This is a genomic window from Marivirga arenosa, assembly GCF_030503875.2.
Classification (GTDB): domain Bacteria; phylum Bacteroidota; class Bacteroidia; order Cytophagales; family Cyclobacteriaceae; genus Marivirga; species Marivirga arenosa.
On record NZ_CP129968.2, the window covers coordinates 242250 to 254359 of the forward strand.

Here is a 12110-nt window from a genome sequence, read left to right on the forward strand (position 1 = left end):
CCTTCATGCTCTATCAGCAAAATTACAAATGCTTCTGCAAAACACCCATTAAAGCTTCTACATCCTCAGCATCATTATACACATTTGGTGAAATTCTTATTTTGCTGCCTCTAGCCGAAACAAAAATATTATTTGATTTTAAGCTATTCATTAATTGGGGAAGATCAATAGTATCTGGAACAAATAAGCCGTATAAATGGGCACTCATCCTATTGTCTACTTCTTTTTCAATCCCTTTTTGATCCAATAAATCACGGAGTGGATTTAGTAATTCAAAACAGTAATTTTGAATACTTTCAGGCCTCCACTCTAATAATTGCTCTAATGCTTTCTGCATCATGGGTAGAGCAATGAAATTACTAAATTCTCCTACATTATAGCGCATCGCATTAGGGCCAAAATCCTCTGGGTATTCTGTTAATTTACTGAAATCATCGCTATCCTTTCGAGTCATCCAGGAATATTCAAGCGGAATGCCTTCATTAAACTTTTCACTATAATAGGCTAAGCCAGATGAATAGGGTCCTAGTAACCATTTATAGGCTGCGCAAATTAAGGCATCAATGTGAAACGCTTCTACATCCATCGGAAGTGCCCCAACCGACTGGGTACCGTCTACAATAAAGTAGGTATTGGTTTCTCTACACTTTTCTCCTATCGCTTTTAAATCAAACTTCAATCCTTCCATCCAATGAATAGAAGACATGACTACTAAGGCAGTATCCTCAGTAATTGACTCAATAATTTGATTGGTCCAGCTTTCAGTTCTGCCCTCAACAAAATCAGGAGGAGAAACTACTTTTAGTTCAGCCTGATATTTTTCGCAAAAATGCCTTAGGGTTAAGTGATCACTTGGAAATTCCTCATTCACAGTAATGGCATGTTGCCCTTCTTTGATGGGAACATTTTGAATAGCATTCATTAATCCATAGGAGGCAGAGGGAATTAAGGCTATTTGTTGAGCCGGAGCATTTACCAATTCGGCAAACAAGGATTTAACCTTCTCTGCAGGTTTAAAAAAGTCCTCTTCAGAAATTGAGGTAGGATTTGTTTTCCTTTGAATCCCTAGAATTCCAGCTGCTTCTACAGTTTTTAAGTTTGGAGACATATAGGCCCCATTTAAATAATGGATATTTTCAGGGAGGTTAAAAAGCTGTTTTTGGTTTTCCATAGTATAGATTTCAATTACTCTTTTCTTTTTTGAAAAGTATATTCAATAAATTTAAAGAATTAATTAGTCCGATATGAAAAGAGAAAAAGAAATAGCAGTCGAATTTTTAAGAATGGTTGCTAGCGGTGATGTAGAAAATGCTTTCTCCCTTTATGTTTCAACAAATCTCAAACATCATAATCCCTATTTCAAAAAGGATATATCTTCTTTAAAAACCGGCATGCAAGAAGATGCTAACCAAAACCCCCAAAAAGAATTAATCATATTAAGGGCGATGGCAGATGAAGAAGGAGTGGCAGTACATTCTTTAATAAAGCAAAACCCTAATGATTCTGGCTATATATTGGCGCATTTTTTCAAATTTCAGCGTGATAAAATCAGTGAGCTATGGGATCTTGCTCAAGAAATTCCTAAAGAAATAATCAATGAAAATGGGATTGTTTAATCTAAAACTATACCGTGTCTATTGTTAAGTAAATTCTAACAATTAAGAATCTAAATTCGTATATTTCATTATGAGTAGAGAAGAAGTAAAAATAGCTATCAATGAAATGCTGGAAAATATTCCTGAAGAAGCTTTACAAGAAGTCTTTGAATTTTTGACAGCTGTGAAAAATCAATCTTCCGATAATTTTAATACTGTCAAAAATCTTCGAACTATTTTGTCTGAAGATAAGCAGCTTCTTGAAAAGTTAGCAAAGTGATTTCTCAAAAGGAGGCCTTGGAAATTCACCAAATATTAATAGAAAGATTTGGAGGATCAGATGGTATAAGAGATAAAGAATTATTAAACTCTGCCTTAAACCGCCCTTATCAGACGTTTGATGCCAAAGATTTATACCCTAATGTAATTGATAAAGCGGCTGCAATCCTAGAAAGTATAGTCAAAAATCACCCTTTTTCAGATGGTAATAAAAGGACAGGCTATGTTTTAGCTAGGCTGTTAATGATGAACAGTAAACATGACATATATGCTAGTCAAGATGAAAAATATCAATTAGTTATTTCAATTTCAAAAGGAGAAGTTGACTTTGAATATATCAAGAACTGGATTTTAAAGCATTCAAAGCAAAATTAAATCATGCCCCTACCTTCTCATCTTCTTTCTTCAAGCATCTTTTCGCCAGTATTAGTAAAACGATTGCCAAGGCAAAAAGTAAAGTAGCCACTATGGATATACTATATATTCCTTTTTCGAAGTTTTGAAAAGCCAAAACAAATAGTGAGCTCAGCGTAACTACAAACATGAAAAACATTGGGATCAGCAAAAAGCCTACTTTCTTGCCCGACTTTATCATCCAAACGGAGACCGCCAAAAGCGCCAAAGCTGCTAATAACTGATTAGCTGAACCAAAAATGGGCCATAAAGTAGTGAATTCCCCCGATAGCAAAAATAAAGAAGAAAGGATTACCACCACCGTTGTGGATAAGAACCTATTTTGGGTAAGCTTTTGAACTGATTTATTATCTGATTCTTCAAAAAATTCCTGAAACGTAAAGCGAGCTAAACGGGTGCAGGTATCTAAAGTGGTTAAAGCAAAAGCAGAAATGGTTAGCGCTACAAAGTTAACCGCTAAGCCTTCTTCAATTCCTAAGGAGGAAATGACAAACCCCATTCCATCAGCAAACATATTAACAGGTCCATCAGTGCTGAGACTGTTTACATAATCTGTTCTACTAATCACCATAACGGCACAAACAGAAATGATAGCCAGGAAAGATTCAATCAGCATTCCACCATAGCCTACCACCTTAGCATCTGATTCCTTATTAATTTGCTTGGAAGTTGTGCCTGATGCTACCAAAGAATGAAAACCACTTATAGCACCACATGCGACTGTTATAAAAAGAACCGGGAATAAATACCCAATATCCTCACTATTAAATACAATATTATGGTCCATTTTCACTTCCGGATTGGCCACTACCACTCCTACTATGGCGAGAATGATCAAACCATATAATAAAAAGCTACTGAGATAGTCGCGTGGTTGTAATAAAACAGACATAGGCGTAACGGATGCCGCAAATGCATAGGCTAATAATAAACCTACCCAAAACACATAATTCCGTTCAAAAGGAATGCTGTTCCCTAATATTACAAAGTAATACATGAAGAAAACCCCAATTATAGATAGCCAAAGAAAGGCTGATTTTTTATGTGCCAACTTTCTATTCAATGAGCCAAAAATTAAGGCTAAGCCTATAAATAAAGCAGAGGTAGAAGCTACCCCTGGGTTTTTTACAAAAGTCTTGGCAATAATATCCGCAAAAACAGCTATGATTAAAATCAGGGTAGAAAAGCTAAAGATCAGAAATAGTCTTTTCCCATTTTGCCCAATATATTGTTGAATGATTACCCCAATTGATTTTCCTTTATGGCGCAAGGAGGCTACCATGCTTCCGATGTCATGCACAGCACCAAAAAAAATCCCCCCTAATAAAATCCAAATCACTGCTGGAATCCAACCGAAAGTTACTGCAATAATGGGCCCTACAATAGGACCTGCCCCCGCAATGGAAGCAAAATGATGCCCTAAAACCACTAATTTATTGGAAGGAACATAATCTACTCCATCATTTTGAGTATGGGCTGGAGTAGGCTGCTCATCCCGAATTTCAAACTTTTTACTAATAAATCTACCGTAGGTAAAATAAGCAAATAGTAGAATAAGGGCCGAAAGGAGCAATAGAAGGGGTAAACTCATAAAGTTCCAGGTTTTTTTGATTTTTTACAAAATAATTATAACAACAAATTTCGGATAATGAAAGTATGTTCGTACTTTTGCCCTGCAAATAATCACAGCTAATTATTTGCATTATGAGCTTAGACACATCCAAATTTGTTTACGAAGCTTTAACTTACGATGACGTATTATTGCTTCCAGGATATTCAGAAGTTTTACCGAGAGACACTGACACTTCCTCAAAATTAACCCGAAATATAACGCTTAACATCCCTTTGGTTTCCGCTGCCATGGATACCGTAACTGAGCACAATTTAGCCATTGCTATTGCATTGGAAGGAGGGCTTGGCTTCATTCATAAAAACATGACCATTGAGCAACAGGCTATGGAAGTGCGTAAAGTGAAGCGTTCTCAGAGTGGAATGATATTAGATCCGGTTACCCTTCATATTGATAGCACAGTAGGTGACGCCTTAAAAATTATGCGTGAGAACAAAATTGGAGGTATTCCGGTGGTTGATTCTTCCAAAAAACTATTAGGCATTGTAACCAACAGAGATTTACGTTTTCAAAAGGACAATAAAGTGTCGGTTGAAAAAGTAATGACCAGCCAAAACCTCATCACAGCTGAGGAAGGAATTGATTTAGAAGGTGCTGAAGAAGTATTACAAGAGTATAAAATCGAAAAATTACCGATCATTAATAAATCAGGCATCTTGATGGGCTTAATTACCTATAAAGATATCCTGAAGAAAAAAGATAAGCCTAATGCCTGCAAAGATGAGTTTGGCAGATTAAGAGTTGGGGCTGCCGTTGGGGTTACGGATGATATTGAAGAAAGAATTGATGCCTTGGTGAAAGCTGGAGTAGATGTTGTAACCATTGATACCGCCCACGGACATAGTAAAGGCGTAATTGATACAGCTGCAAGAATCAAAAAAGCATATCCTAATCTTGACATGATAGTAGGAAATATTGCCACTCCTGAAGCTGCAAAAGCTTTGGTAGAAGCAGGTGCTGATGCGGTAAAAGTAGGGGTTGGACCGGGAAGTATTTGTACTACCCGAGTGGTTGCCGGAGTAGGCGCACCACAGCTTTCAGCCGTATATGAAACTTATAAAGCGATTAAGGATACTGGAGTTCCGATTATTGCAGATGGCGGTATCCGTTTTTCTGGTGATATCGTAAAAGCATTAGCCGGAGGCGCAGATAGCGTAATGATTGGGTCATTATTAGCGGGTACTGAAGAAGCACCTGGTGAAATGATTCTTTTCGAAGGTAGAAAATTCAAATCTTACCGAGGCATGGGTTCTGTTGAAGCCATGGGGCAGGGAAGTAAAGATCGTTATTTCCAAGATGCGGAAGATGATATTAAGAAATTAGTGCCAGAAGGAATTACAGGACGTGTACCGTTTAAAGGAATGGTAGCGGAAGTATTGCACCAGATGGTGGGTGGATTAAAAGCCGGAATGGGTTACTGCGGTGCTGGAAACCTAGAGCAATTAAAAGAAGCGAAGTTTGTTAAAATAACAGCTGCTGGTGTTGCGGAAAGTCATCCACACGATGTACATGTAACTCGTGAAGCTCCGAATTATAGTAGAAAATAAGATGCTAGATTTTAGAATCTAAATTCTAGACTGATTTATAAATTCTTTAAAACCTTGGAATGAGAATTTCAGGGTTTTTTTAGCTCTTAACCTTTCAGATTATTTATTACTTTATACCACAGGAAAAGCCAAGTATCTCATTACTTGGTTATAGAATCTAGATTATACACCCCTATAATCCCCTCAAGGGGATAGCTTTTAATAACCCCAATTATTTGGTTGGTAAGGAATTTATAATATTGTTAATTAACTATTAGCTTTAATACACAAAAACCTGTCAGGTTTTAACTTGACATTATTAGTATTGATATTCGTATTAAGTTATGTTTAAACTGGAAACCTGACAGGTTTAGTCCGATTTTAAGATTAGAGTATGGTATTAGGTTACATTTTACAAGATTCTAGGTTCTAGATTCTTATCAATTTGACACCACTATTATGTCCTCAAGGGGATATCTTTGCTGTAAATTCATATTCTAAACCTGTCAGGTTTAAAATCATTACGACCACCGAAAATTATAAATTGAATGAAATTTGCTACTGAAACCTGTCAGGTTTCGATTGACTTTAATAATTTTTATAAGTACTAAACGTGCCCTTAGAGATATTTAGTTAACTAGTTCCTATACTCTTAGTTCTAGTATCTAAAATCTAATTTTCCATATAATCTTGCCATTTGATAAGGGTAAATTTTCTGACATCCTGATCATCTTTGAAGGAAAGAAAACCAAACTCAAAGCAAAAAAGATAAACCTGATTTTTACTATTCTTCCAATAATGGGTGAAAAACTTTGGGTCGAAGCCGTGTTTATATAGTTCTTCTGCCCTTACGGTTGCTTTCCCTGCCCGATTGTAGTTTTTTAATATCCTTCTGTTCAGTTTTAATTGCTTATCAATCTTTTTAAATAAGCTGCTTTCTTTCTGCTTATTTCGCTCATAATGGTAGTTGGACTTACAATAAGGAGTGCAGAATTTCTTACCCGCTCTTCCTTCTAACTCTTTTCCGCAATTCAAACAAGTCTTCATATCCGTAGATCTTAACGTTTAATAAACGTTTAAATCTACCATTAAATTTTGATTGAAATGCAATTTTGGCTGTGTTTGTATCGAAAAACATTGATTTATGCGAAATCTTGATAAAATGGTAAGCTTGCGACATTTACAAGTAGAAGGCAAGCGTATGATCGGCTTAAAATTCTATCCAGACAAAGTTTTGCAAGCCTTGGTGAAGCAATTACCAGATGTCAAGTGGCATCAGGCGAGTAGTTTAGCTTACATCCCTAACAAAAAAGAATACCTTAATTTAATATACCAAACCTTCAAGGGGGTAGCCTATGTGGATGGTAAATACTTTTATAAAAAAGCAGCCCTTAAAAATCCTGTCAGTAAAGAGAATCAATTTAGTTTCCCGCTAAATCCAGATAATGAAATAGGGGTAGACACAGCTATTCCCAGAGAGTATTTACAGAAATTAGCTTTAAAAAAATATGCAAAGAGTACAGCAAACACCTACATCAACCTATTCAAAAGCTTTATGAATTATCATCAAGGCAAACCATTAAATGATTTAGCAGAAGAAGAAATCAGAGATTATTTATGTTTTCTGGTTCAATCTGGCAAGAGTGATTCCATGCTTAATCAGACAATCAACGCTATCAAGTTCTATTATGAAGTTGTACTTGCTATGCCCAACAGGTTCTATGAAATTGAACGTCCTCAAAAAAAAGAAAAGTTACCCTTAGTTTTATCAAAGAAGGAAGTACAGCTCATTTTAAATCAAATTAAAAACTTAAAGCACAGGACTATTATCGGATTGATTTATTCTGCTGGTTTGAGAGTTAGTGAATTAACTAATCTGAAAATTGGTGATATTGACAGTAATAGAATGATGATTAGAGTAGAGAATTCAAAAGGAGGAAAAGATAGGTATACCTTATTAAGTCAGCATATATTGAAAGAACTGAGAGAATACTATAAGAAATACAAACCTAAACGCTTCTTATTTGAAGGCCTAGATGAACAACCTTATTCAGCCACTTCTGTAAGGGCTATATTAAAAAGAGCATGTAAAAAGGCACGAATTCGAAAGAAAGTAAGAACCCATACTTTAAGACATAGTTTTGCCACACACTTGCTTGAACAGGGGACTGATTTAAGAAGTATACAAATATTGTTAGGTCATAACAGCCTAAAAACTACCGAAATTTACACACATGTAGTAAACACTCATATGAATACAATAAAAAATCCATTAGATTAGTGCCAATAATATATAAACGCAATAATAGCGTTTGCACAATTGTTGGCAAACATTTGGAAGCATGGGAATCTGGAATAAACTTTTTGGCAGTACGGACAAGAATTCTGAAGAGGGCTTACAACCATCTGAAGTCAGGGTATCATTCCCTGAAGAAGTGTTTTCAACTATAGAATTTAACAAAGACGACCTACCAGGTATTGGAATTATTACGTCCTCCCTTAAGGACTTTGAACACAAACATATTTTTCCTTGGCATCTTTCAATTGTACTTCAATACAATGAACTCATTGAGAACGGTATGCCATCGATTCAGGAAAGAGAAGAAACAGATACATTTTGTGAGCATCTTGAAGAGTTATTGAAGGGTGAAAACCAAGATAAACCTAATGGTCTATTTATAGGTCGATTTACATGGAATGGTACCCGTGAAATGATATGGAAAATACACGATCCAGAAATTGCAGATAAAGAATTAAAGCAAATCATTGATTCAGGCAGTCATCCAAGACCGTTTGATTATAGAATGGAGGAAGATCCTGAATGGAAACTTTCAAAATGGCATTTGATGGAGTAAAATACGTTTGCCAACAAAACATAAAACCAATTTGCTCACCACCCTGTAGCAAAGTCAGCAGTAACTAGCCAGCAATTTATGCTTTCACTTTGTGGCGGCTTCATCAACGGGCGGACTTGGCATTGCAGGGCTCAAAAGCTTTTAAGGTTATTCATTCAAGTCAACTATTTGCCATCATCGGGCGGACCCTATTTTACCGACCCACTGGACTGGCTGTATAAGGACATCACTTTAATCAACATTCGGCCTTGGTGGAAACCGCATAAATTGCTTAGTTTAGCTTTTCATAGCTTACATCGGCAAACAGGTTTTATGTAGGCGTTGTATGCCATATCAATCACAGACCTACACAAAATGACTAGACACCTTATCCTAATTTTTCTATTGTCAGTTAAAATCGCTTTTGGACAAGTAATTCAGAATGGACTTATTTTACCAGAAGAAAAGGACAACCAAGAAATCTGTTGTATTTATGCCCCAAAAGAAGGATTCACAATTTACAACCTGCCCGATGGGGACATTGTAGGAAAGTTGACAAGAGATGTGAGACAGAATACTGGCGACCAGTCAAATTATCGAATTTACCTTGTCGACTTCAGAACCAAAGCAGATACCCAAATTGATTTAGAGCACTTTGAAGAAATTGGATATGAAATCTGGGCTTTACCATATTCTGAGAGAAGAAACGGATTCGTTAAATTTAGATATGACGAAAAGGACTTATGGTTAAAGGAAAATGATATTAAGAAAGCAGGGTTTGCATTAGTCGACTGGCAAACTTTTCTTGCCGACAATGTTGAAAACCTATTAGGCTTTTATGCCAATGACCCTGGATTAAATTTAAGAGAAAGACCTAACACAGACTCGAGAATAATTAAAACATTGAAAGGCGAGACACAACAAATTTCTCCAACAAAAGAGCACGATGGACTTTGGACAAAAGTTAAAGTTATCACTACTAAGGAGCATCCTTGTGGCACAGACTTACCAGAAAAGGAAAATATTATTCAAGAATTGGAAGGATGGATAAAAATTATTGGCGATAATGGACTACCAAACATATGGTACTATTCAAGAGGGTGCTAAAATAAGTACGGCATACAACACCAGCTATGAATGAATGGGGTTTCATCAGTCAGGAAAATTTGGTAGTGGTTGGAAAGTCCGCCACAATTAGTAAATTTATTAAAAAACAATTGGTTATTGTGGCTTGGAGAAGATGGCAAACTTAGTTCTTTCTATGCCCCACTCATCATAGCCATAACGTTGGCAACAATTATCAATCAATGAAACATTTCATTTTAATCACAATCTTATCAGTTCTCATCTCTTGCACAGAGGACAAAGCATCTTTGGAAAAATATTTACTCGCTCAGGAAAAATACGAGCTTGAAAGACTCGAAAGAAAAGCAAATGCAGTTTCTAATTTGTTGGCAGAAAGTACAAATAAGGAATTGCTCGTAAAGAGTAAATTGAAAAATTTAGACTCATTATATGATAAAGCGATAAGCGACTTAAAAAATGGAAATGAGATAAAAAAGATATTCGATTCCTTCAAAGAAGGATCTTATGGACTATCAAAATACAACTATAGTGATTGGGAAATTATCTTAAGCGAGGCTCCTAGAAAATATGAAAAGCTAGCGGGTACTGTTGCTCTTACAAAAGCAAAGACAGCGATATTGGAAAATATTTCAATGGAAGCAGGAGCATCTTATATGTTTGATCAGCTTGAACTGATGGTTGTGCCTACAAAGAAAGTATTCACTACTAAGGAAAACTTCGAAGCTGAAGTTATATTTGCAGCTTTTTCTTCTAAAAGTGAAGAGTTCATGACAATTGTACTTAATGATAGTGACACTCTTGATATCATTAATGGGAAAGCTAAAATAAAAATAGATCCTAAAGGCATAGGTAAACATACTATTAAAGTTAACATGTATGATAAAAAAGGACTTGACCTATCAGATGATTTAATATTAGAAAAAGAAATCACATATCAAGTAGAATAAAAAACTGTTGCCAACAATACATAAAACCAATTTGCTCAGCACTCTGTAGCACACTCAGCAGTAAATAGCCAGCAATTTATGCTTTCACTTTGTGGCAACTTCATCAACGGACGGACCGAGCAGTGTAGGGCTAACTAGCTTTTAAAGTAGTTCAAGCAACTCAAATATCTGCCATCATCGGGCGGACCATTTTTTACCGACCCACTGGACTCGACTAAGTACAGCATCACTTTAATCAACAGTGTACCTTGGTGGAAACCGCATAAATTGCTTAGTTTAGCTTTTCATAGCCCACATAGGCAAACAGGTTTTATGTAGGCGTTATGCATAAAAACATGAAATATAATCTAATCATTTTATTCATAGTAATTATTTCCTGTGAGTCAAAAACCCAAAGGGTCATAAAAAAATTATCGAACGGAAATGATACATTGATTGAAGAGCCTTCCTACTTAAGAAAAAAAGTGTTTCAAGAATCATATCCTGGTATTTTAGTATTTAAACAAATTATTAAAGACGATCAGGGCAGAATTATTCAAGAAAGGACTATTGATGAAAATGGAAGACTGGTTAAACTTCTTATGCAATATCCTATTATTGATTATACTTATGATTCTATAGGCAACTTAATTTTAACAGAAAGGAGAGATAGAAATCACCAACTTACGTCACATATGGGTGAAGCACCATCAGTCAAAAATAAATATGACAAGAATAATAATTTAGTAAAAATTAAATATCTGGATGAAAACGGAAATTATTTTTACCCAATTAGCCAAACATCCATAGTTGAACATTCCTATGACGACCTTAATAGACGTATTCAAACTAAATACTTAAATAAAAAGAGGAATCCTAAAAGAAAAGCAAGCATTATTGATTACTCATATGACTCTTTAAATAGAGTAATTAAGGAATATATCTACGATTATTCCAATGGGAATCGGGAGCTCTTTTATTTTAAAGAATTCAAATATACCCCTAATGACACTATTGAGAAACGTATTAAACCTGATGGGTCATTAATTATGCATTTGAAAAGAACGAAAGAAGCTGTTTATGTCATTACTGAAGAGACTGACAGTACAACAACCTTTTATATTAGTGAAGAACACAAATGATATGCATAACACTACCTATGAATGAATGGGGTTTCATCAGTCAAGAAATTTTGACGGTAATTGGTAAGTCAGCCACAATGTGTAAATTTATTAATTGCTGTGGATGTTATGCAGATGTCAAGCTTAGTAATTTCTAAGCCCCACTCATCATAGCCTAAGCGTTAGGTGTAATAAGGATTGCAAAAAATGAAAAGACTCAGTAACTGGCATATTTTTATAGTATTTCTAACACTAATAATAGGTAGCCAGATTATAAAAGACGAATTGATTTCAGAGCTTTTTACCGCAGGAATATTTATATTCATTATTTCATATTTTCTTCTGACTGCGGAGGAATTAAGAGAAAATGCTAACAAAAAGACGAATTGGTTCTATATTTTTAATTGTATTTTCATGCTGTCGATATATTCACTATCGTTGGCAGGTATAAAAATTGACGAGGGTATAATCGTACTTCCAATTTTGGGATATTTTGGATTTTCCTACATTTATGTGACCGATGAATTAGCTATTCTGTTAAGAAATTCTGAAGGAAAACAGACAGGCAATTTTAAGCAGAAAAAGGAATTTTTACTTTTTTTTCTATGGCCCGTAGGAATATGGTTTCTTCAACCAAGAATTAGGAAGGTTCTTCAGTAGAAAAATAAATAAAACACCTAACATTTGCTAAAAATGCAT

The 12110-nt window shown here is 35.4% G+C and carries 13 protein-coding genes; 10 read left to right on the plus strand and 3 right to left on the minus strand.

The annotated features are described in order from the left end of the window. Positions 1–22 precede the first annotated feature (22 nt). Positions 23–1171 carry an aminotransferase class V-fold PLP-dependent enzyme gene (locus tag QYS47_RS01075; RefSeq protein ID WP_308358179.1) on the minus strand — a complete coding sequence of 383 codons (1149 nt, stop codon included), beginning with the start codon at positions 1169–1171 and terminating at the stop codon, positions 23–25. Positions 1172–1244: 73 nt separating this feature from the next. Between QYS47_RS01075 and QYS47_RS01080 the strand changes: the two genes are divergently transcribed. From QYS47_RS01080 to QYS47_RS01090, 3 genes are all read left to right on the plus strand, one after another. Further along, positions 1245–1616: a nuclear transport factor 2 family protein gene (locus QYS47_RS01080; RefSeq protein ID WP_322347400.1), complete on the plus strand. Its 372-nt coding sequence runs from the start codon at positions 1245–1247 to the stop codon at positions 1614–1616. A gap of 70 nt (positions 1617–1686) precedes the next feature. Beyond that, positions 1687–1875, plus strand: a complete 189-nt coding sequence (locus QYS47_RS01085; protein WP_302128524.1) for a hypothetical protein — start codon at positions 1687–1689, stop codon at positions 1873–1875. After that, positions 1872–2249 carry a type II toxin-antitoxin system death-on-curing family toxin gene (locus QYS47_RS01090; protein WP_322347401.1) on the plus strand — a complete coding sequence of 126 codons (378 nt, stop codon included), beginning with the start codon at positions 1872–1874 and terminating at the stop codon, positions 2247–2249. The genes QYS47_RS01085 and QYS47_RS01090 overlap by 4 nt, the downstream gene beginning before the upstream one ends. Position 2250: 1 nt before the next feature. Here QYS47_RS01090 and QYS47_RS01095 read toward each other — a convergent pair whose 3' ends face one another. Then, complete coding sequence (locus QYS47_RS01095; protein ID WP_322347402.1) at positions 2251–3879, minus strand: carbon starvation CstA family protein; 1629 nt, start codon at positions 3877–3879, stop codon at positions 2251–2253. A 113-nt stretch (positions 3880–3992) separates the two neighbouring features. Here QYS47_RS01095 and guaB point away from each other — a divergent pair, with 113 nt between their 5' ends. Further along, positions 3993–5465 (plus strand): IMP dehydrogenase, encoded by a 1473-nt coding sequence (guaB, locus tag QYS47_RS01100; RefSeq protein ID WP_322347403.1) that lies wholly within the window; start codon positions 3993–3995, stop codon positions 5463–5465. A 651-nt stretch (positions 5466–6116) separates the two neighbouring features. Here the strand turns inward: guaB and QYS47_RS01105 are convergent. Beyond that, positions 6117–6491: a hypothetical protein gene (locus tag QYS47_RS01105; RefSeq protein WP_308358176.1), complete on the minus strand. Its 375-nt coding sequence runs from the start codon at positions 6489–6491 to the stop codon at positions 6117–6119. Positions 6492–6588: 97 nt separating this feature from the next. On the opposite strand from QYS47_RS01105, the gene xerA reads away from it, so the two are divergent. The 6 genes from xerA to QYS47_RS01135 all read left to right on the plus strand — a co-directional run bounded on the left by xerA (position 6589) and on the right by QYS47_RS01135 (position 12071). After that, positions 6589–7725 (plus strand): site-specific tyrosine recombinase/integron integrase, encoded by a 1137-nt coding sequence (gene xerA / locus QYS47_RS01110; RefSeq protein WP_322347404.1) that lies wholly within the window; start codon positions 6589–6591, stop codon positions 7723–7725. Positions 7726–7786: 61 nt separating this feature from the next. Further along, on the plus strand, positions 7787–8299 hold the full coding sequence (locus QYS47_RS01115) for a DUF695 domain-containing protein (protein ID WP_302128511.1): 513 nt from the start codon (positions 7787–7789) through the stop codon (positions 8297–8299). Between the two features lie 354 nt (positions 8300–8653). After that, entirely contained in the window at positions 8654–9385 is a 732-nt protein-coding gene (locus QYS47_RS01120) for an SH3 domain-containing protein (RefSeq protein WP_322347405.1), read from the plus strand. Positions 9386–9585: 200 nt separating this feature from the next. Next, positions 9586–10311, plus strand: a complete 726-nt coding sequence (locus QYS47_RS01125) for a hypothetical protein (protein WP_322347406.1) — start codon at positions 9586–9588, stop codon at positions 10309–10311. Positions 10312–10646: 335 nt separating this feature from the next. Then, positions 10647–11432, plus strand: coding sequence for a hypothetical protein (locus QYS47_RS01130; RefSeq protein WP_322347407.1), 786 nt, complete (start codon positions 10647–10649; stop codon positions 11430–11432). A 186-nt stretch (positions 11433–11618) separates the two neighbouring features. Next, on the plus strand, positions 11619–12071 hold the full coding sequence (locus QYS47_RS01135; protein ID WP_302128517.1) for a hypothetical protein: 453 nt from the start codon (positions 11619–11621) through the stop codon (positions 12069–12071). Positions 12072–12110 lie beyond the last annotated feature (39 nt).